The 21,505-nt window shown below is 66.3% G+C and carries 15 protein-coding genes and 4 pseudogenes; 12 read left to right on the forward strand and 7 right to left on the reverse strand.

The genetic code is table 11. The features are described 5' to 3' along the window. Window positions 1–69: 69 nt before the first annotated feature. Complete coding sequence (locus G6N41_RS21460; RefSeq protein WP_198967962.1) at window positions 70–1,305, forward strand: FAD-dependent oxidoreductase; 1,236 nt, start codon at window positions 70–72, stop codon at window positions 1,303–1,305. A 27-nt stretch (window positions 1,306–1,332) separates the two neighbouring features. Next, a complete protein-coding gene (locus G6N41_RS21465; protein ID WP_231608640.1) occupies window positions 1,333–1,839 on the forward strand; it encodes a class I SAM-dependent methyltransferase in 507 nt (168 codons plus the stop codon). A gap of 174 nt (window positions 1,840–2,013) precedes the next feature. Here G6N41_RS21465 and G6N41_RS21470 read toward each other — a convergent pair whose 3' ends face one another. Further along, window positions 2,014–2,415: a nitroreductase family deazaflavin-dependent oxidoreductase gene (locus G6N41_RS21470; protein WP_198965605.1), complete on the reverse strand. Its 402-nt coding sequence runs from the start codon at window positions 2,413–2,415 to the stop codon at window positions 2,014–2,016. Window positions 2,416–2,510: 95 nt separating this feature from the next. On the opposite strand from G6N41_RS21470, the gene G6N41_RS21475 reads away from it, so the two are divergent. Beyond that, window positions 2,511–3,107 carry a TetR/AcrR family transcriptional regulator gene (locus G6N41_RS21475; protein ID WP_198965606.1) on the forward strand — a complete coding sequence of 199 codons (597 nt, stop codon included), beginning with the start codon at window positions 2,511–2,513 and terminating at the stop codon, window positions 3,105–3,107. 102 nt (window positions 3,108–3,209) lie between these two features. Beyond that, entirely contained in the window at window positions 3,210–5,078 is a 1,869-nt protein-coding gene (locus tag G6N41_RS21480) for a serine/threonine-protein kinase PknD (RefSeq protein WP_198967963.1), read from the forward strand. Window positions 5,079–5,170: 92 nt separating this feature from the next. Here G6N41_RS21480 and G6N41_RS21485 read toward each other — a convergent pair. Beyond that, window positions 5,171–6,552 (reverse strand): annotated as a pseudogene (locus tag G6N41_RS21485) (serine hydrolase domain-containing protein). A gap of 509 nt (window positions 6,553–7,061) precedes the next feature. Then, a complete protein-coding gene (locus G6N41_RS21490; protein WP_198965607.1) occupies window positions 7,062–7,211 on the reverse strand; it encodes a hypothetical protein in 150 nt (49 codons plus the stop codon). Window positions 7,212–7,216: 5 nt separating this feature from the next. Here G6N41_RS21490 and G6N41_RS21495 point away from each other — a divergent pair, with 5 nt between their 5' ends. The 5 genes and pseudogenes from G6N41_RS21495 (at window position 7,217) to G6N41_RS21515 (ending at window position 11,463) form a co-directional block, all read left to right on the forward strand. Beyond that, entirely contained in the window at window positions 7,217–7,633 is a 417-nt protein-coding gene (locus G6N41_RS21495; protein WP_198965608.1) for a M15 family metallopeptidase, read from the forward strand. Between the two features lie 92 nt (window positions 7,634–7,725). Then, window positions 7,726–8,331 (forward strand): annotated as a pseudogene (locus tag G6N41_RS29820) (PE family protein); the annotation flags it as partial. 44 nt (window positions 8,332–8,375) lie between these two features. After that, window positions 8,376–9,247 (forward strand): annotated as a pseudogene (locus tag G6N41_RS21505) (IS5 family transposase). Between the two features lie 158 nt (window positions 9,248–9,405). After that, complete coding sequence (locus tag G6N41_RS21510; protein WP_231609064.1) at window positions 9,406–10,590, forward strand: PE-PGRS family protein; 1,185 nt, start codon at window positions 9,406–9,408, stop codon at window positions 10,588–10,590. A 117-nt stretch (window positions 10,591–10,707) separates the two neighbouring features. Then, window positions 10,708–11,463 (forward strand): maleate cis-trans isomerase family protein, encoded by a 756-nt coding sequence (locus G6N41_RS21515; protein WP_269469322.1) that lies wholly within the window; start codon window positions 10,708–10,710, stop codon window positions 11,461–11,463. A gap of 86 nt (window positions 11,464–11,549) precedes the next feature. Here G6N41_RS21515 and G6N41_RS29020 read toward each other — a convergent pair whose 3' ends face one another. Together G6N41_RS29020 and G6N41_RS29025 are read right to left on the reverse strand one after the other, a co-directional pair. Then, entirely contained in the window at window positions 11,550–12,281 is a 732-nt protein-coding gene (locus G6N41_RS29020; protein WP_231608642.1) for an alpha/beta hydrolase family protein, read from the reverse strand. A 231-nt stretch (window positions 12,282–12,512) separates the two neighbouring features. Then, window positions 12,513–12,998 (reverse strand): PE family protein, encoded by a 486-nt coding sequence (locus tag G6N41_RS29025; protein ID WP_231608643.1) that lies wholly within the window; start codon window positions 12,996–12,998, stop codon window positions 12,513–12,515. Between the two features lie 326 nt (window positions 12,999–13,324). On the opposite strand from G6N41_RS29025, the gene G6N41_RS29030 reads away from it, so the two are divergent. From G6N41_RS29030 to G6N41_RS21530, 3 genes are all read left to right on the forward strand, one after another. Then, window positions 13,325–13,606 carry a wax ester/triacylglycerol synthase family O-acyltransferase gene (locus G6N41_RS29030; protein ID WP_231608644.1) on the forward strand — a complete coding sequence of 94 codons (282 nt, stop codon included), beginning with the start codon at window positions 13,325–13,327 and terminating at the stop codon, window positions 13,604–13,606. Between the two features lie 12 nt (window positions 13,607–13,618). Beyond that, window positions 13,619–14,770 (forward strand): wax ester/triacylglycerol synthase domain-containing protein, encoded by a 1,152-nt coding sequence (locus G6N41_RS21525; RefSeq protein WP_321573813.1) that lies wholly within the window; start codon window positions 13,619–13,621, stop codon window positions 14,768–14,770. Between the two features lie 269 nt (window positions 14,771–15,039). Then, window positions 15,040–19,812, forward strand: coding sequence for a WD40 repeat domain-containing serine/threonine-protein kinase (locus G6N41_RS21530; protein ID WP_231609037.1), 4,773 nt, complete (start codon window positions 15,040–15,042; stop codon window positions 19,810–19,812). On the opposite strand, the gene G6N41_RS30155 is transcribed toward G6N41_RS21530, so the two are convergent. After that, window positions 19,773–19,925, reverse strand: a complete 153-nt coding sequence (locus G6N41_RS30155; RefSeq protein ID WP_407663839.1) for a cellulose binding domain-containing protein — start codon at window positions 19,923–19,925, stop codon at window positions 19,773–19,775. The genes G6N41_RS21530 and G6N41_RS30155 overlap by 40 nt on opposite strands. 165 nt (window positions 19,926–20,090) lie before the next feature. Continuing rightward, window positions 20,091–21,475: pseudogene (locus G6N41_RS21540) on the reverse strand (WS/DGAT/MGAT family O-acyltransferase). Window positions 21,476–21,505 lie beyond the last annotated feature (30 nt).

Here is a 21,505-nt window from a genome sequence, read left to right on the forward strand (position 1 = left end):
GGCAGCCCCGGCATGCGGCATCGAATCGCACACCGGCCCCGATCGTCGGATCCAAGCGCAAGGCGGGATATGGAATCAGAGCTGAGAGCGCGCTGTTGTGTCGCCGGCGGCGGGCCGGCGGGCATGATGCTGGGCTACCTGCTGGCCCGGGCCGGGGTCGACGTCATCGTGCTGGAAAAGCATGCAGACTTTCTGCGGGATTTCCGCGGCGACACCATCCACCCGTCAACTCTCGAGGTCATGAACAAGCTTAGGCTCTATGACCAGCTGTTGCGGCGGCCGCATCAGCCGACACCGACGCTGAACGCTCAATTCGGCAGCTTCCGAGCACTGGTCGCCGATTTCCGCCACTTGCCGGTTCGCGGAAAGTTCGTCGCGATGATGCCGCAGTGGGACTTCCTGGATTTCATCGCGAAAGAGGCACAACGCTTTTCGTCTTTCCGGCTGCTGATGCGGGCCGAAGTCACGAAACTGATCGAGGAGCCCAACCGCGTCACCGGCGTAGTCGTGAATACCCCCGACGGTGAACAGAAGATCCACAGCGACCTCGTGATCGGCTGCGACGGACGGACCTCCACCGTGCGCGCCCAAGCGGGCTTGCAGGTACTGAGCCTGGGTGCGCCGATGGATGTTCTGTGGTTCCGGATGTCGCGCCGGCCCGGCGACCCGGAGGAATCCATGGGGAATTTCGGTCGCGGCGCCATCCTGGTGTTGATCAACCGGGGCGACTACTGGCAATGCGGTTTCGTAATCGCCAAGGGGTCCATCGAACAAGCGCGTCGCCATGGGGTTGAGTTCTTTCGCGAAGAGATCGTGAAGATGGCGCCCTTCGTCAAGGACCGAGTCGCGGAAATCACCGACTTCGACGATCTGCGGCTGTTGACCGTCTCGGTCGACCGCCTCAAGCAATGGCATCAGCCGGGATTGCTCTGCATCGGCGACGCCGCCCACGCGATGTCACCGATCGGCGGAGTTGGGATCAACCTGGCCATCCAGGACGCGGTCGCGGCGGCCAATCTACTGATCTCGCCGTTACGTCGCGGCAAGGTGAGCGATGCCGATCTGCAGCGTGTGCAGGCACGGCGCGAGTTGCCGACCCGCGCTACCCAGGCGGTCCAGGTGTTTCTCCAAAAGAACGTTGTCACCGCAGTATTGGGTACTTCGCAACAGTTCAAGGCGCCGCTGCCAGTGCGACTGATCCGGCGGCTCCCGTTGCTCGCCCGCATTCCCGCCCGCCTGATCGGCATGGGAGTGCGCCCCGAGCATCCCGACCTGGCGGTGATTGACAAGCCAGGGCCGACATAGCGCATAGGGTGGGCAAGGAGGACAACCGTGGCGCTTTCCCTGAGCCAGGCCCGTTCGGTCTACGACAGGATCGGACGCATTCAGGACTGGCAGGCCTTCTATGAGGATGAGACGCTCGACCGGCTCGTGGCCAATGCGGCCCTGGCGCCCGGCCAGACGATCTTTGAATTCGGCTGCGGAACGGGAAAATTGGCTGCGAACCTGCTGGCTGAGCTGCCGGCCAGTGTCAACTATGTCGGCGTCGATATCAGCCCGGTGATGATCAACCTCGCCACCAGTCGGCTCGCCCCCTGGGCCGACCGGGCCAAGGTGACCCTTGTCGATGGCTCACTGCCACTGCCTGCCGGCGACGGGTCCGCGGACCGGGTGCTGTCCACATTTGTGTTCGACCTGCTCGATGAGGCGTGTGCGCGGGCGGTGCTGGACGACTTGCGACGAATCCTGACTTCCGACGGCCTGTTGTGCGTGGCCAGTCTCTCCTACGGGGAGCGGCCGCTGGAACGGGTCGCCTGTCGCGCCTGGAACGGCCTGTAGCGCGTTGCGCCACAACTTGTCGGCGGATGCCGTCCGATCAGTGTGAGCGCGCTGCTAGACCCCGGATGGAAGCTGGCGCATCACTCGCACGTACACCGCTTCGGGCTCGTGATGGAGGTCGTGATCGCCAGCCCCGACACTTCCCAGCCATGACCGCGTGCTTGCCCCCTGCGGTCAGCCCGCCGGCGCCAGTTCGCGCGCCACGTCGAGCTTGAGGAACTCCGGCGCCTTGAGCACCCGGCGAGGCATGAACCGGATGAACGCCGGCATATCGGTCGCGTCCTCGTCACGGAAGACCACGGGGTCGCCCAGCTGATAACGACGCCGCCTGGTCTCCAGTTCGCAGCCACCAGCGGCGAGGACATTCTTCACCCAGTCCGAGCTGGTGCCGTAGGTCAAAGCGATGACAAATCCGTTGCGCCGGTGAAAGGCCCACAGCGGGGTGCGGAACGTGCGGCCCGACTTGCGCCCGCGATGGACCGCGACGGCCCACCCTGGGGCCCATGGGGCGACGTACTTGGTGAACCGATTGAGACTGATCTTGTTGGCCTTGGCGACCCAGCGTGGTGCCGGCATTTTGAAAAACTCCTCACTCGTGGAATTAATGCTATTACGCTAACGCTGGCGGCCCAAAAAGTCAACGACTGTAGAATTTCAGGACTATGCCCCCAATGGGACGACGTCGAGGTAACCTCGACACCCGCAACGCGATCGTCACGACCGCTCGGCGGCTGTTCGCCGAGTCGGGCTACGAACAGACCTCGGTCCGTGACATCGCCTCCGCGGCCGGGGTGGACCCGGCGCTGATCCGGCATTACTTCGGCAGCAAGGCGAAACTCTTCCGGTCCATCGTGGGATGGCCGTTCGAAGCGGATGCGATGAGTGCGCTCATTCTCAGCGGCGATCGTGACGAACTCGGGGCGCGGCTCACCCGGGTGTTCTTGGAGGCTTGGGAGCGGCCGGAATCACGCTCCCCGTTGCTGGCGATCCTGCGCGGTGCGGCCACCCATGAAGAGTCCACCACCCTGGTCCGGCAGTTCTTTCAGGACCAGATGTACCCGCAGTTGGCCCAACCGTTGCCAGGCCCCGATACCGAACTGCGGATCGACCTGGCCATGGCCCAGCTGCTCGGCATCGCCTACCTGCGCCACGTTCTTCGGCTGGAGCCTATTGCCTCCACGCCGCTGGAAGAGGTGGTTGCCCGGGTCACGCCCACCATCATCGCCCACCTCGAGCCATCGCAACTGGACAAAGCCGCGGACCGCTAGCTGCGAATGTGCGGCGGCGCGGCGCATCGAAATGCCTGCGACTGCGATTGCTGCCGCGTTATGGTCGGGCCAGTTGCTGGCCGCTTGCAGTGGGAGGCCTTGTTGGAGGGAACGTCGTTCGGGAAGTACCGGCTGCTCGAATTGCTGGGCCGCGGCGGTATGGGCGAGGTGTGGCGGGCCTATGACCCGGTCACCGACCGGGTTGTCGCAGTCAAGATCCTGCCTGCCGAGATCTCCGACGACGAGGTGTTTCAGCAGCGGTTCCGCCGCGAAGCACATGTGGCCGCGCGATTGACCAGCCCGCATCTGATCCCGATCCATACCTATGGGGAAATCGACGGACGGCTGTTCGTGGACATGCGGTTGATCGAGGGCCACGACCTGCAATCGGTGCTGAGCCGCGGACCGCTGCCCCCCGCCCGCGCCGTGCACATCATCGACCAGGTTGCTAAGGCACTAAACGCCGCCCACCGGGACGGGCTACTGCACCGGGACGTCAAGCCGTCCAACATTTTGCTCGATGACGACGACTTCGCCTATCTGATCCATTTTGGAATCGCACGTGCGCCAGGAGAACTGGGCTTGACCGCGGCCGGCGATGTGATCGGCACCTGCCACTACATAGCCCCGGAACGATTCAACCTGGCACAGATCGACGCCCGCGCCGACATCTACTCGCTAGCCTGCGTGCTCTACCAGTGTTTGACCGCGCAGCATCCGTTTCCCGGCAATACCGTGGACCAACAGATCAGCAGTCACCTCGAGGCCCCGCCGCCACGGCCGTCGCGCATCAAACCCGGGCTGCCCGCCGGCCTGGATACGGTCATCGCCAAGGGCATGGCCAAGAATCCCGCCGATCGCTACGAGACCGCGGTGGCGTTGGCGCGCGCCGCCCGCGAGGCGCTCACCGCGCCTCCATCGGGGCCGCCTATGCGCCCTCGGACACCGAAAGCCAGCGTTGCCGACGGCCGCCCCGACGGTGTCGCCGGCCCGGGCCAACCGGATACCTCCACCGCAACAACCGTCCCGCGACGGCTGCGACATCCGTCGCCACCGCGCGAACCCACCGCCGGGCGGCCAGCCGAGCAGCCACGATCACCGTCACGGCCCTGGTGGCGCCGCAAGGCGGTCGCTATCTCGGCCGCTGCCCTGCTTGTCGTCGCGGCGACCGTTGCCGCCGTGATCACCGTGACCACGTTGCATTCGGGAGAGCAGCGATTCCACCAGGTGACGCTGCCGTTCACCGGATTGCGTGACCCGCAGGGTTTGTCGGTGGATTATGGCGGCACGGTCTACGTCGGTGACACTCTGCAAAATCGGATACTGGCGTTGTCCGCCGGCTCAACCACCCCGGCCGTGCCGCCTTTCGAAGGCCTCAGCTATCCGACCGGGGTGACCGCAGACAACAGCGGCACCGTGTATGTAAACGACGCCTGCAATCGGCGGGTCCTGGTGCTTCGCGCCGGAACATCAACCCAAATCACGCTTCCCTTCACGGATCTGGGCAATCCGACGGGTCTTACGGTGGACAGCAGCCGCACCGTTTATGTCACCGACACGGCCAAGAACCGAGTGGTAGCGCTTCCGGCCGGCTCCAACATGCAAACCCAACTGCCCTTTACCGGTCTTAATAGTCCGACCGGCCTGGTGGTCAACGGCAGCGGCACCGTCTACGTGGCCGACGGCGGCAACAACCGAGTGCTGGCGCTGCCCGCAGGATCGAAAAGGCAAATAGCGCTGCCCTTTACCGGCCTCAACCAGCCCGGCGGCGTCACGCTCGACAACGAGGGCGCGGTGTATGTCACCGATAGCGGCAACAATCGGACGCTCAAACTGCCGGCGGGTTCCACGACGCAAATCGAGCTGCCCTTCACCGGACTCGATTTTCCGTGGGGTCTGGCTGTTGACAACATGGGCACCGTTTATGTCGGTAGCCGCAGCAGCCAGATAGTCGCGCTGCGCCAGAAGTAGCGGCCCGTTTCGCCGCGAGCAGACGCAGAATCGCACTTGCGCGTCCCCGCGCGTGCGATTCTGCGTCTGCTCGCAGGGCCGGCGGCCACCTGCTACAGGCCCAGCGCCAGGGCGGCCGCTGTGGCCACCTGTCCACGCAGGTCCGAAATCGGTGTGCTGCCCCGCAGATGAATTGCGTTCGAGAGCAGAACCACATAGCTGTCGGAACCCGGGTCTATCCACAGCGAGGTTCCGGTGAAACCGGTGCCACCGAAGCTGCCGATAGGAAAGACCACGCCCCGCGGCGCGGAATATGGCGTGTCGATATCCCAGCCGAACCCAAACAGGGTTTGCCCGCTGATCGCCGGATAGCGCGGAGCCAGCATCGGATCTGCTCGGTTCGGCCGGTGCGCAAGCGCTTCTCGCGCGGCGGCGTTCGCGGCGTCCAGTTGCGCCATGTCATGTCCGGGCTGCTGCGGGGTCGTCATCAACTCGCACGTCGCCCGTTTCAGTGGAAATGTGCTGGGGCGGCCCGCAAGACGATCGAGCAGGGCCTGCGCGAAGCTGCTGACATCGTTCGCCGTGGAGAACACCCCGGCGTGCCCGGCCACTCCCCCCATCCCATGCGGCGCGCTGTAGGGTCATGCACCGTGCCCCGAAGCAGCCGGTTGAAATTGGGGTTCTGGCTTGGATCGGCACCGCTCTCCTCATCGAGTGCGGTTGGCGCGATATGCGACAGCAGGGCGGTGTCCCAGATACCCGCAGGGCAGGGCGCCCGCGGGCGCCCTGCCGGCGCGGGAGTCCACCCGATCGCGGCTCCTCTCACGCTATGTGGACCGCAGGCTTTGGCCGCAGGAAGAAAGTCGCTGTCTTGCATGCCGATTGGGGCGAATACGTGTTGCGCAACGTAGCCGTCTTCGGTCTCACCAGCGATTTTCTCGAGCAGCGCGCCCAACAAAATGTAGTTGATGTCGGAGTATCGGAACTCCCGCCCTGGCGGCGACTGCAGCGGCGTGCTCAGCGCACGGTGAATGCCTTCCGCTCGGTCTGCGGCGTCCAGCCCCCATGCATCTTGCAGGGCGACATCTACCGGTTCGCCGGAGGTCTGTGTCAGCAACATGCGGACCGTCACTTGGGCACGCTGTGGGTCGTTCGCGGGGTTGAAGCCGGGCAAATGGTTCTGCACCGGATCGTCGAACCCAACCTTGCCCTGTTCGTATAGCTGCATGATTGCCGTCGCCGTCGCGAGGCATTTTGTCAACGACGCGATGTCGAAGATCGTGTCTTCGGTCATCGGCTCCGCGGGTGCCGACACCCCATCGAGCCCCTGTTCACCTGCGAGTTTGCGGGAGCCATAGGCCTGGTGGAAGACAATCTTGCCGCCGTGGCCGACCACGACGACGGCTCCCGGTAGCCGCTCGGCCGCAATGGCGTCGTTGATCAGCCGAGAGACGGGCGCGAAGGCAGCCAGGCCAGCCGCATCCACGGCGGGCATGGTGGGCCTCGGGCTCTCCTGTACCGGTGCGGGTGCGGCCTGCGATGGCGCTGGGGGTGTCGGCTGGTGGGGTGCACATGCCGCAACGAGGGTGAGCAAACTAGTTCCAACGGCGATGGCCTTGCGCACTTTTCGCGCAGGCGGCAACCCGGCCGGACGTTCTGGCCGGGTCCGGCGAGAAGGCGAGCCGCTGTCGATGCTTACCTGCGTCAGCGTAGTGACTCCGAACCGATGATCGTGCGGCGCGCGATTGTTGCCCGCCGACCCCGGATATCGTCGGCTGTGTGTGATCATCGGGCGAGTGTGCAGGCAACGCTGATAGCTCATCACCGGCCGACGCTTTTCGGACAGCCTGTTGCCTTACTCGTTGAAAAGATCGCGGCTGCAGTCCTGCTCGGCAGTGCGCCGTGGCGCCCGCACCTTTCGGTGCGAGTGCTTACCCGGTGACTGCCGCCGACCTCGGCGCAACCTGGCACCCGGATTGGCCGATCGGACCGACGCGGTTACGCCTAATCGAGTTCAACCACATCGGTTTTGACGCCGCGTTCCATCGTCGCGAACTGATCGTGCACGAAGATCTGGCGGTGGAGGTCATCACGATCTTCAAGCGGCTCTACCGACTGCGCTTTCCCATCGAGAACATTCGCAGGGGCGACCACTATCAGTGGCCGCCGATGATCAGCTATCGACTCAGGACAATACGTCAACCCTCAATTGCCGGGCCATCACGGGACCCGGCCAATCGTCTCCACACGCCTTCGGCAATCGAGCAAAGACCTACATCGACGCGGCGGGAGTATTCCAACCGAAGAACGAGCCGGCGTGTCCGGATCGCGGCCGCAGCGACGCCGGACTCCCACCCAAGGGCGATCCGGCTGTGCCTGCCTTCGCCGATCACGGCTGGCGGTGGGGTGGTGCCTGGACAACTCCTATCGGCTACCAACACTTCGAGCGGCGATTCCAGCGAGACATCGTTGTCGGCGCACGGCTTCGGTGGTCGGCCTCGCGGGCGGACTCGTGCGCCGGCGGTGGCCAGCCCTTGATGTGTCTCATCACCTTTGCCCAAATCAGGAAACGCTAGAACCCAGACCGCTAGCATCAGGGGTGTTGACGATCGCCCCGGCTAACGGCGGGCGGTGTGGTGTGGTTTCCGGCCGGATGGGGTGATCGACTATGTCATTTGTGGTGACGGCACCGCAGCTGTTGGAGGCTGCGGCCGCGCAGCTGGCCGGTATCGGTTCGAGTATCAGTACAGCCAGTGCTACCGCGGCGAGCCCGACCGCAATGCTGGTGGGCGCATTGGGCGCCGATGAGATCTCGGCGGCTGTGGCGGTGATGTTTGGTAACCACGCGCAGGCCTATCAGGCGGTCAGCGCGCAGGCAGCGGCGTTTCATGACCGGTTTGTCCAAGCGTTGACCGCGAGCGCGGAGTCATATGCCGGGGCTGAAGCCGCAAGCGCCGCGGTGTTGCAGACAGTGGGCCAGGACCTGGTCAACGTGGTCAATAGACCCACGCAGGCGTTATTGGGTCGCCCACCGATCGGCAACGGCTCCGATGCAGCCTCGGGCAGCGGGGCCAACGGCGGCGCGGGGGGCATCTTGTACGGCAACGGCGGCGCGGGCGGGTCCGGCGGAAGCTCGACAAGCGGAGCTGGTGGGGCCGGCGGGGCCGGTGGCAGCGGCGGATGGCTGTGGGGCGCCGGCGGGACCGGCGGTGCGGGCGGCCGGGGTGGACTGGTGTACGGCGACGGCGGTCGCGGCGGCGATGGCGGCCTAGGGCGTGTCTGCTTAATGTGAATGGTGTTTTGGCTGATGCTGTTTGGGTGATGCGGACGCATGCGATTTCTGATGATTTGTGGTCGCTGATCGTGGCGGTGTTGCCTGCGGGGCGGCGGCGTGGCCGGCCGTGGAACGATCATCGACGTACTCTGGAGGGCATTATCTGGCGTTACCGTACGGGATCTCCGTGGCGTGACCTGCCCGAGCACTTCGGTCCCTGGCAATCGGTGGCCGAGAGGCATCTACGCTGGTCGGTCGACGGCATCTACGCGCGGATCTTCGCGGCGATCGCCTCTGACCTCGACGCCGAGGACGCCGACCTGGGCGCACTGTTGTCGGTCGATTCGACCAGTGTGCGCGCCCACCAACACGCAGCCGGAGCGCCCCGGGCGCCGCACAGGGGGATCTGTCGAATTACAAGAAATATCTCCATGAGCCCGATGACCACGCCATTGGGCGTTCCCGCGGCGGGCTGACTACCAAGATCCACGCCTTGACCGACCAGCTGTGCAGTCCGGTCACCCTGGCACTGTCGGCCGGTCAAGCCGGTGATAATCCGATGCTTTGGCCACTGCTGGCCGCCCGGTGCAGCAACTCATACGCCCCGTATCGCCTGCTGGCGGACAAGGCGTACTCCCATGACTCGACGCGGGCACAGCTGCGCCGGCTCAAGATCGCCCACACCATCCCCGAGCGCAGCGACCAGATCACCCGCCGCAAAGCTAAAGGCCGCAACAGAGGACGGCCTCCGGGGTTCTCAGGCCGAATCTACAAGCACCGCAACACCGTCGAGCGAAGCTTCAACCGGCTCAAACACTGGCGCGCGGTCGCCACCCGCTACGACAAATACGCCCTGACCTACCTCGGCGGTGTCACCCTGGCCGCCATCATCACCTACCACCGCGTCCGCAATTAGCAGACAGGACCTAGCCAGCTCATCGCGGCGGGCCACCGCGCGTGCGGCCATGAGGCGCCATTCCGGCAGCCGGGGGTCGCGACGGCGATGCCGGAAACGGTGGAGTCGGCGGGGTCGGCGGAGCCGGTGGTCGGGGCGGGTCCGGCGGCCACGGCGGAGTGTTCGGCGCCTCCGGTGACCAGGGGGCCGGCGGGGCCGGCGGGATCGGCGGCCGCGGCTCCAGCACCGGCGCCAACGGCAGTTTCGGGTCCACACCCACCACCACTGCCGGCAATGGCGGCAAAGGCGGCAACGGCTACACCCCCACCACACCCGGCGCTGACGGCGGCGCCGGCGGAACGGGTGGCAGCGGCGGCCTCTACGGCAACGGCGGTGATGGCGGGGCCGGCGGCAACGGGGCTACCGGCGCGCCCGGAGTCAACCCCACCCCCAACCCGGTGACCAGCCACGCCGATCCCGGTGCGGCCGGCACCACCGACAACGGCGGCGACGGCAACGGCGAAACCGGCAGCAACGGCACCACCGCCGGGGAGCAAGGAGACACCGGCGGCGCCGGCTTCAACAGCGGGATCATCGACGACAATCCCTTCGGCGGCAATGGCGGCAACGGTGGGACCGGCGGGCCGGGCACCCTCGGCGGCGACGACGGTAGAGGCGGATTTGGTCCGCTGGTCGGCGGCTGGGGCGGCAACGGTGGCGATGGCGGCGCCGACGGCGGGGCCGGCGGCAACGGAGGCAACGGCGGGCACTCGAGTGGCTCCGGCGGCATTTTCGGCACCGCCGGCAACGGCGGCAACGGCGGCAACGGAGGCAACGGAGGCAACGGAGGCAACGGAGGCGGGGCCGGTGGCAACGGCGGCAATGGCGGCTCGCTCACCACCAACGACAACGCCAACGCCGGCACTGGCGGCAACGGCGGCACCGGGGCCACCGGCAGCATCGGCGGCAACGGCGGCGCCGGCGGCGCTGGTGGGACCGGCGGTCTGTATGGCACCGGCGGCAGCGGCGGCACTGGTGGCACCGGCGGCGACTCTTTCGACAATCCCAATGCGCCCGGCAATGGCGGCACCGGCGGCACCGGCGGCGCGGGCGGCACCTATGGCCAGTCGGGCATGGTCGGTGCAGGGGGCGACGCCGGCTCCGGTGGCGACGGCGGTGGCGGCGGCGCCGGTGGCGACGGCGGCGACGGTGGCACCTCCTTCGACATGGATGACAATCCCGTTCCGCCCTCCGGCACCGCCGGCCAACCCGGCGCCACGGGCGGTACCGGTGCCAACGGCCAGTCCGGCCAGGCCGGACTGAACGGCGGCAGCGCCGGCACGAGCGGGCCCGCTATCCCTTGAGAGGCACGACCGCGTCAGCGCGGCGAGCCGAGCTCCATGTAACTGGTTGACACGCCGGACATGTCGGGGCCAGGCTGAATGAGTCGAATCTGTATCCCCGTGTCAGAGGGCGGAAAGATGTCGAGCTACCGCGTCGGCTTACTCGTACCCAGCTCGAACACGACAATGGAAGCCGAGGTTCCTGAAGTGCTGCGCGCCAACAGCAACACAACCGGTGATCGTTTTACCTTCCATGCCAGTCGCATGCGAATGAAAAAGGTTGATCCACAAGAGCTCATGGCGATGAACGCCAGCGCGGAACGCGCGACGACCGAGCTCGCCGACGCTGCCGTGGATGTGATGGCCTACGCCTGTCTGGTCGCCGTGATGGCCGCCGGACCCAACGCACACCGCACAATCGTAGAGCGCTTGGCAAAGGTTGCCTCTCAATCCGGCGGGACCGTCGAGGTGATCTCCAGCGCCGGCGCTCTGGTCGAGGGCATCCGGGAACTGGGCGCCAAGAAGATCGCGATGGTTGCGCCCTACATGAAACCGCTTACGTCGCAGGTGGTCGACTACATCGAAGCCGAGGGCATCGAGGTAATGGATGTGATCAGCCTCGAGGTAGAGGACAACCGTGCGGTGGGACGCCTGGACCCGATGCGCCTGCCGCACATCGCCCATCGGCTCGACACCCACGACGCCGACGCCGTCGTGTTGTCGGCATGCGTCCAAATGCCCTCCCTGGCAGCGATTCCCGCCGCTGAGGCGATGCTGGGCTTGCCGGTGATCTCGGCGGCAACCGCGACGTCGTGGAAGATACTGCGGTCCTTGGGTGTTGCGCCAGTCGCCGCCGATGCGGGCGCCCTGTTCGACGGCGGCGCGAGTGGGTGAACAACCTGCGCTCCGGGGCTGATCCCCGGGACCGCGGCGGCGGGTCGCCGCCGGAACCGGCGTCCCGTTCGTCTGCGCCGACTCGACTACGCCGGCAACACGATCCCGGCGGTCGGCCCGAGGAAGATCGCCTGGCCGCCGGGGGCGACGTAGCCACCGGTGGGTCCGTAGATGCCGTAGATCGGGTTTAGCGGGTCGGCACCGGCCCAGATGTCGTTGATCCACCCCGAGGACAACGTGTACACGGCCTGGGTGGCGCCGGGCGGGGAGAACCCGGTCAGCAGCTGGGCGGCGAAGTCGATGAGGGGATTTCCGCCCAGCATCGAGTCGACGTGTGAGCCGTTGACAATCTCGACCCCGGTGAACTGGCCTGGGTACAGACTGACCAGTTGATTCGTGTTGGCACCGAACGCATTCCACGGCTGCGGTGGTGCTGCCACCACATAGATGGGAACATTCGCCGCCTGCAGGTTGGCTACCGCAGCCCCGAAGGCCGAGGCATTCGACGCGACCCCGTCGAACATCACCACACCCTGTAGGTTGTTGGTGGCCGCCCCAAGGTTCGCCAGGTAGCTGCCTGCCGCGATCGAGGCCAGCCCACCGCCGGCGGAGTGCCCGGACAAGATGAAGTCCTGCGGCAACGTGCCCAGGTAGCCGGCCTGGTTCGCGCTGATGTTCAGCGCCGTCTGACTGCCCAGGAACAACGAGCCCACGCCCTGCTGCATCTGCGCACCGCCGATCCACATGCCGAACGGCAACGGAATCGAAGGCACGGTGGGAACCACCACGATGCTGTTGGTCTGCTGCGCCAGCTGCATGGCCAGCGGCTGGTAGAACCAGCCGATCGCCCCGAAGCCGTGCTGTAGGTAGATGACGCCGTTGGCGTTGACCGAACCGTCGGCCTGCGTCGGGAAGTACCAGTGTGCGGGGGCGGGGAAGTTGAATTGCGGAATCGTGATGCCCAGGAATTCCGACGGGCCGATCGGAATCTGCAGGAACGAGAACCCCGACTTGACCCCGGTCGCCCCGGTAGCCGGAGCGGCGAGCGCCTAGGCGGCGGCGTAGTTCACCGCCCCGCCCAGGCCTGCCTGGTTGGTGCCCGAGGTGAGCAGCGAGCTGGCCTCGGTGGCCCCGGTGCTCGCGGCCGCGACGGAACCGTTGCCGAACAGCGGACGCCCGATGAGCCGCTCAATGGGTGCGAAAACCCCGAGGCTCTCCGCCTCTTGCAGCAACGCCCGCAACGGCGACACGTTCGCGGCCTCGGCGGCCGCATAGGCGGCCCCGGCCTCGCTCAACGCGCGCTCAAACTGGGCCTGAAACCGCGTCGCTTGCGCACTCAGCGTCTGAAACTCGTCAGCGTAGCTGCCGAAAAGCCGCACGATGGCCGTGGACACCTCGTCTGCCGCCGCGGAGATGATCCCCGTCGTCGAGGGTGCCGCCGCCGCGGCCGCCCCCTTGACCGCCGCCTCGATACCGGCCAGCTCCCCCGACGCTACGGAAAAAGCATCGGGCGCTGCGATCATGTATGTCGACATCGGCGGCTCCCATACCCGGTAGTCCGACAACCTCAGGACCGCTACAGAATGTTAGCCGGGTTGGCGGTCAGGGGTGGTCAGAACGATCGCAGACGCACGAACAGGCTTTCGGCGATTTCCCCGATCCTGTCCAGGGCGCGATTCGACGCTGCCAAAGGTTCGAAACGACTATCCGAGCGGCCCCGGCGCCGGGACTGCCGAACCGGCCGGTCTCACACCTAGCCGCAGGGACTTACGGCTTGCACAGCAAGGGCCCTTAGGCCCTCGTCGACCGCGGTCGTCGCGAGGGAGCATCCTGGGTACGGACCCTTGAGCGCCCTGCCCCGATGGACGATCACACGGTGGCCCGGATCTCGGATGGGAGCTCGGCGATGACCAAACCGATTCCGCCACTGGATCTTTCCTGGCTGCTGCTCGAGTCGCCGGCCGGCACCACACACGTCGGCGCGATGTTGCTGTTCAAGAAGCCGTTCGGCCGAGATCCCGTGGACGAGATCGTGGCCGCCTACCGAGGGTGCTCACCCACGCCGCCGTTCAACTATGTCCCGGAACTGCTGGTCCGGGGCGCGCCCCATTTCCGGGAGGTGGCGAACTGGGACCCGCACTAGCACGTTGGGCACCTGGCGTTGCCCGCCGGCGCCGGCTACGACGATCTGCTGCGCCTGGTTGCCGATCTACACGAACCACAACTCGACCGGCACCGGCCGCTGTTTCGGTGTTGGGTGATCGATGGTGTGCCGGACGACATGTTCGCGATCTACACGAAGACGCACCATTCGATCATCGATGGCGAATCCGGCCTCAAGCGGCTCTACGAGGGACTGAGCACCTCCGACCGCGACACCATCCCCAAGCCCGCATTCGCACTCGATGCGCCCGTCCCCGAACCGCACCCGCCCACGCCGCTGGCCGAGAAGGTCGCCCACTCGATCCGCGGGGCAGTCACCGAGTTCACGGCGCTGAACCAGGTCGCTGTCGGCGCGGCGCGCAAGGTGCTTTCCGGTCTGCTGGGATCCCACCTCGAGGGCAGTCTGCCGTTCGGCGCGCAGCACGCCCCCACCAACGCACCGCTGGAAATCCGTCGACGGTTCGCAACACTGTCGCTGCCGCTTGCCGAGATGCGCGAAATCGGCCATCACTTCGGGGCCACCCTCAACGACGTCGCCGCCAGCGTCATCGACGGCGGACTGCACGCATACCTGCGCGAGACCGAGCGCGAGTTCGCCCATCCTTTCATCGCGATGTGTCCGGTCTCGCTGCGCGCCGACGACGACACCACGATCGGAACACGGGTGTCGGCGATCTTCGTGCGGCTCGGCCAGCCGCGGGCGAGCATGCCAGAACGGATCGGGCAAGTAATGAACTCGGTGGCCACCGCCAAAAAAGAACTCGGCGCCATGTCGAAGGAAGCGGCCATGACCTACGCGGTCGGACTCGTCGCGCTCGCCGGCGTGGGCGCCTCCACCCATCTCGATCGCATCGCGCACCCGGCGTGCAACCTGGTCATCTCCAACGTCGCAGGCGCCTCAGACATCCGATACCTCAACGGAGCCCGACTCCTCGGCATCTACCCGGTCTCCGCGTTCGCCGCCGCCATCGGGCTCAACGCCACGCTGGCCTCCTACCACGACAATATGGACTTCGGGTTCATCGCCAACGCCGCGGCCATCGAGGATCCGACACGACTGGCAGACCTGACGTTGCGAGCCTACGAGGAGTTGCGCGACGCGGCGGGGACAGCCGCGGGGAGGTCACAGCGCGCTTCTCGGTGAGCGGGTGCTGTTGGCCACATCCGCACCGGGTCGACTTCGTGTTTCTCGGCGGCGCCTATACCGTGTTGCTCTACGATGCACGTCGCCCCACCTACGACATCGACATCACCCCGCTAATGCGATGGGGAATCTCCAAAAGAGTGTCGGAAGCATGCCTTATGGGCTACAAATTGGGCGGTACGCGGCACGTTAGAAGAGTCGGGTGATGTGCAGAACAGTTAGGTTGAGAGCGTAATCAATTGGACGCCAGGGAATTCGGTCGATATCGGTTGTTCGAGCTCATCGGACAGGGTGCTGCAGGCACGGTATATAAGGCGCACGACACCGTTATGGGACGCGACGTGGCGATCAAAATCTTGCCTGCCGATCGGGCCAACGAGCCGGGTTTTCGCGCGAGGTTCAGCCGGGAAGCTCTCATCGCGGCTCGGTTGACCGACCCGCACATCATCCCCGTCCACGACACCGGCGAAATTGACGGCCAGTTGTACCTGGTAATGCCGATCATCAACGGGGTTGACCTCGAGGTCGCGCTCCAGCGCGACGGTCCCATGACTCCGGCGCGAGCCGTTGGAATGGTCGAACAGATCGCAGCCGCTCTGGATGCCGCCCACACCCATGGGCTGGTGCACCGGGACGTTAAACCATCCAACGCCTTGATGACCGATCAAGGATTCGTCTACCTGATCGATTTCGGCCTGGCCCAGGACGGTACCGGCGCCAAATTGACCGCCGAGAGCCGCACCGCCGGAACGTGGGCATACATGGCCCCCGAACGAATGATGAGCGACGTCATCGATGCCCGCGCCGACGTCTATTCGCTGACATGTTTGCTCTATGAATGCCTTACCGGCGAAATGCCATTCCCTGGTGACCGGGTAGCGCTGCAAATGACGGCGCATCTCGCCACGCCCCCGCCGAAGCCGAGTGAGCGCCGGTCCGCCGTGCCCGCGGGATTCGACGATGTCATTGCCCGTGGCATGGCGAAACAACCCGACGATCGCTACCCCAGCGCTGGTGAACTCGCGATGGCGGCAGCTGCCGCACTGGCGACGCCGCCGGGCGGGCAGACCACCACGGCCGGACAGCGCTCCCAGGTTGCCACGCAGACCCCAAAGCTCGGCGACTCGCCATCGCCTAGAGACACCGCGCCCCTTGGACTCGAGGACATCCCGCGCGCCGGCATGGGGGCCGCGTCGTTCCCCTGGCCACCACCGTCGCAACCGGACCGACCGCCATACCTCGGATGGGAACCCTTCCAGCCGGTCGACGCGGGCGTCTTTTTCGGTCGGGACGCCGAGGTGGCGCGGGCGATGGACGCCCTGCGCGGGATGCGTGCGAGCGACGAGACGCTGTTCGTGGTGCTGGGTGCGTCCGGAGCCGGCAAGTCGTGTTTTCTGCGTGCGGGAATCGTGCCCCGGCTGCAAAGACAGGCAAGCAAGTATCTCGTCCTCGACATTGTCCGCCCCGAGCTCAAGGCGCTCACCGGCGCCTGCGGGCTGGCACAGGCGATCTGCACCACGCGGCAACGCCTCGGCCTGGCACAGCCGCCGCTGGGCGACATCAAGGAAGCGTGCGCGAGCGGCGACGTGGCCCGGCTGCGGACGTGGCTGCTGGAGTGCCGTGCCGCCGCCAACCGACAACCGGCAACCGGGGCTGCCGATGACACCCCGGTGACCCTGGTGTTGCCGCTGGATCAGGCCGAAGAGCTGTTCACCAGCGACGCCGGCGTGGAGGCCGCCGGGTTGTTGGCGCTCATCCGGGATCTGGCTCTCGGCACGAACGGCCAGGACAGGCTGCCATTGATTGTGGCAGCGACGATCCGCACCGACCGCTACGAGCTGATGCAGACCGCTCCACAGCTTGCCGGGCTGCAGACCAAGCAGTTCGACCTTCGGCCGATGGACGCAACCCAGTTCAACAGGGTGATCACCGGACCTGCGCAGCGTTCGACGGACGGCGGACGCCCGCTGTACCTCGACGAGGAACTGGTGCGCCACCTGCTCGCCGACGCCACCGGCGGCGCAGACACGCTGCCGCTGCTGTCACTGACGCTGGCATGGCTGTACCGCGACTACGGGTCGACGGGCCGGCTCACTCTCGAGCCTTACGCCAAGCGGGGCGGAATCGATGGCGTCGTGCAAGTCGAGATCCACGAGATTCTGTCCTCGGATCCCGACGAGCGGGCCCAGCAACTCAAATTGCTGCGAGCGGCGTTCATCCCGTGGCTGGCCACCATCAATCCCGACAACGACCAGCCGATGCGCCGCTTGGTACGCTGGGCCGACCTGCCCGATGACAGCCGCCCGCTGCTAGAGCGGTTCCTGGCCCGCCGGTTGCTGATCAAAGACCTACGCGACGGAGAGGTCATCGTCGAGGTCGCCTTGGAGAGTCTGCTGCGCCAATGGGGCGATCTCTCCGGCTGGCTGGCGGACGAGGTCGAAGACCTCAAGGCGGCCGACGCGCTGGAACGCAGCGCCGCCGAGTGGGAGAAAAAGCGGCGCGACGAAGCCTGGCTGCTGCGCGGATCCCAGCTGGCCGCAGCCGAAAACCTAGCCGCCAAAACCGGATTCCGCGAACGCCTCAACCAAACCCACGACTACCTGCTGGCCTCCCGGCACTGCGAAAACGAACGAGCCGAGCTCGAGAAGCAACGCCAGCGGGCCGAACTCGAGGCCGCCAAGAAACTCGCGGCCGCCGAAACCCAAGCGCGCGAGCAGGCTCAAGAGAGCGCCGCCGCCCTACGACAGCGGTCTCGCGTCCTGCGCGCGGTAATCGCCGGAACGTCCGTCATCGCCGTTATCGCCGTGGTAGGCGCCGCGACCGCGGTGATCATGTTCAACCGCGCCACCCGTCAAGCCCGCGACGCACTGGCCGCCCAACTCGATGCGCAGGCCTCGTTGGTGTTCTCCGGGACCATCGCGGAGAGCGATATTCGCGCGCTCGCCGCCACCCTGGCGGCACGACAGTTGCGTTCCAACCCAGCCGCCAGCCGCGGCGCGTTCTACACGGCCACCGCGGCGCTGAACACCACTCGCATCATCATCCCCACGCAAGCACCCGTTAACACCGTTGCGATAAGTCCCGACGGGCACACCCTGGCTTCCGGCGGCGAGAACGGCAACATCCAGCTGTGGAACCTCACCGACCCCGCACACCCAGGCCCCCTAGGCCCGCCCCTGCAGGGCCACAGCGCCGGTGTGGTCAGCATCGCGTTCAGCCCCGACGGACACACCCTGGCCTCCGGCAGCCACGACGGCACCATCCGACTGTGGAACCTCACCGACCCCGCACACCCAGGCCCCCTGGACCCACCCCTGGAAGACCACAGCGCCGGTGTCGCCGAGGTCGCATTCAGCCCCGACGGACACACCCTGGCCTCCGGCAGCCACGACGGCACCATCCGACTATGGAACCTCACCGACCCGGCACACCCGCGACGGCTCGGCCAACCCCTCCAAAGCCACACGGGCAGCATCGCCAGCATCGCGTTCAACCCCGACGGACACACCTTGGCCTCCGGCAGCCACGACGGCACCATCCGGCTATGGAACCTCACCGACCCCGCACACCCAGGCCCCCTAGGCCCACCCCTGGAAGGCCACAGCGCCAGTGTCGCCGGCGTCGCGTTCAGCCCCGACGGACACACCCTGGCCTCCGGCAGCGACGACGGCACCATCCGACTGTGGAACCTCACCGACCCCGCACACCCAGGCCCCCTGGGCACACCCCTGCAGGGCCACAGCGCCGGTGTGGCCAGCGTGGCGTTCGGTCCCGACGGAAACACCCTGGCCTCCGGCAGCGTCGACGACACGGTGCGACTATGGGACGTCACAGATCCAGCGCAGCCCGGTCCGTTGGGGCAACCTCTGACTGGCCACCACGGAACCGTATGGAGCATCGCGTTCGGGCCCGACGGACACACCCTGACCACCGGAAGCCACGACGGCACCATCCGGTTGTGGAACCTCAATACTGTGCTGCCCGTTCGGGGACATACCGGCCCCGTGCGCAGTGCGGTGTTCAGCCCTGACGTGCAGACGCTGGCCTCCGGCAGCGACGACGCCACCATCGCGCTATGGGATCTGACCAATCCAGGACACCCGCGACAGCTCGGCCAACCCCTGCGCAGCCACAGCGACACCGTACAAAGCCTCGCCTTCAGCCCCGACGGACACACCCTGGCCTCCGGCAGCGACGACACCACCATCGCGCTATGGGATCTGACCAATCCAGGACACCCGCGACAGCTCGGCCAACCCCTGCGCAGCCACACTCGCACCGTGCAAAGCCTCGCCTTCAGCCCCGACGGACACACCCTGGCCTCCGGCAGCGACGACACCACCATCGCGCTATGGGATCTGACCAATCCAGGACACCCGCGACAGCTCGGCCAACCCCTGCGCAGCCACACTCGCACCGTGCAAAGCCTCGCCTTCAGCCCCGACGGACACACCCTGGCGTCCAGCAGCGACGACACCACCATCGCGCTGTGGGATCTGACCGACCCAGCCCACGCGCAACAGCTCGGCAAACCCTTGTATGGCTACAGCAGCGCCGTTCTTGGCGTGGCCTTCAGCGCTGACGGCCGCTTGCTCGCTTCCGGCAGCGGCGACGACACCGTCGTGCTGTGGAACCTCACCGACCCGGCGCACCCGAGCCCGCTGGGGCACCCCCTGCACGGACATAGCGGATACGTGAATCGGGTGGCGTTCAGCCCCGACGGTCATACGCTAGCGTCGGGCAGTTCTGACCAAACCGTGCAGCTCTGGGACCTCACCAATCTGACCCCTGCCGGGCTAGGCCAACCCCTGCGGGGCCACACCGACAGCGTCCTTGGTGTGGCGTTCAGCCCCGACGGGCACACCTTGGTGTCCAGCAGCGCCGACGCTACGGTGCGGGTCTGGCCCACGCCGCTGGATGCCACCGTCACGGTTCTGTGTTCGAAGCTCACATCCAACATCAGCCGCCATGATTGGCGCGAATGGATATCGCCCGATGTCGACTACATTGCCCTATGCCCCAACTTGCCCGTCCCACGGTAGTTGTTCCACGAGTCCGAGATGAATTCTCCTACTGGGAAGTCGAATTCGAGTCGCCAGTCGTTTAGCCGCATCGAGCTCGAGGTGCTCATGGCGTAGTCGGCGATGAAGCCTATTTAACTTCGATATTCACCTGCAGCATTGCCGGCACCGAGGGCCGGATGGTCACAAAATGCCGAAAGACCGAAAAGACCACGTAAGGCATTGGGCGCCGGAGCTTCTCGTAGCGGCCAGTGCGGCCATAGGAGCCAACACCATAGCCGAACAGGCGATGTCGGGGTTCAGCCCGCCGCGCTCCCCCGCTTGCCGCGGCTCTCCTTCACCAATCGCGCCACCCCGTCCTCGATCCCGGCGGCCAGCACCTCGATATCCGGTGCGGTGTCGTAGTCGGCGGTGATCCCGAAGACGAAGTTGTCGCCGTAGCTGACCATCGCGACCCCGGTACGCAGGTTCAGCGCGATCGGTGGAATCGGCAACATCTCCAGCACGCGCCGACCCATCAGTTTCTGCTCGGCCCGCGGCCCGGGCACATTCGTCGCCAACGCCACCACCGCGCGTTGCGGCAACCGGCTCAGCAACCGTACCGCCCACGCCGAGAACGCAAATGGCGCGCTTTTCGCCGCGGCAACCAACGCGGTGCCGCCTTCACGCTGGCCGCTGGCTTTGGCTTCGACCAACCGACGGTGTACCAGCTCGAGCTGTTTGACCGGGTCTTCCTCATCGACGGGCAACAAGGGCAGCATCGCCGAGACCTGATTGTCAGTCATGTTGAAGTGGCTCATCCCGCGCACCGACACCGGTACCAGTGTGCGCAGCGAGGTGTGGCCGGGCTTTTCCCCCCCGCTCCAGCAGAATCGACCGGTAGCTGCTGGTGATCGCCGCCAACGCCACGTCATTGAGCGTCACGTCGAATGCTCGCGCAACCGTGTGCAGATCAGACAAGCGCACCCGCGCCACGCTGAAGCGCCGCAGCGTGGTGACAGGCCCGCTCAGTGACGTTTCCGGCGCGGGACTGAGCAGACTGCCGGTCAGTTCGGCGGCCCCCAACGCGACATGCTCGACAACGGAGACCGCACCCAGAGCGCCCCGCACAATCCCGGTCACCCAGTTCAGCGGGTTCAGGCTAACCTTCACCGGAAGCCCCGGCCCGTGCGGAGCCGGCTCTTTGGCCGCACGAATCTCGGTGGCAAAGGACCCGCCACCGCCGCTTTCGTCACCGAACTTGGCCAACATCTGCGTTGTCGCGATGCCATCGGCGATGCAGTTTGGTCAGCACCGCCCACCGGTCATCGCTGAGCCCCTCGATGAGATAGCACTCCCAGAGCGGACGGTCGCGATCGAGCCGTCGCTCCATCACCGTCGCGATCATCTCGAAAAGTTCGGCGTCGCCGCCCGGTTGCGGCAGCGCAAGGTGGTGCACATGTCGCGAAACGTCGAAGTGCGGGTCCGCGACCCATTCGGGTGAACCGAGATCGAGCGGATGGGTCCGCAGGATCTGTTTGAAGCGCGGAATCGCCGACGCCCGCTCCGCGAACGAGTCGACGAACTCCCCGAAAGCCGGAGCCGGCCCTTCCACAATCGACACACCGCCGATCGCCAGGCTCACATGCGGATCGCTGTCCTCAACCTCCAGGAAAGTCGCATCGAGGGGGGTTAGATGCTCCATCCCTCTAGCATTCACCCACACCTCAGTCCA

The organism is Mycobacterium shottsii (assembly GCF_010728525.1).
GTDB classification, from domain to species: domain Bacteria; phylum Actinomycetota; class Actinomycetes; order Mycobacteriales; family Mycobacteriaceae; genus Mycobacterium; species Mycobacterium marinum.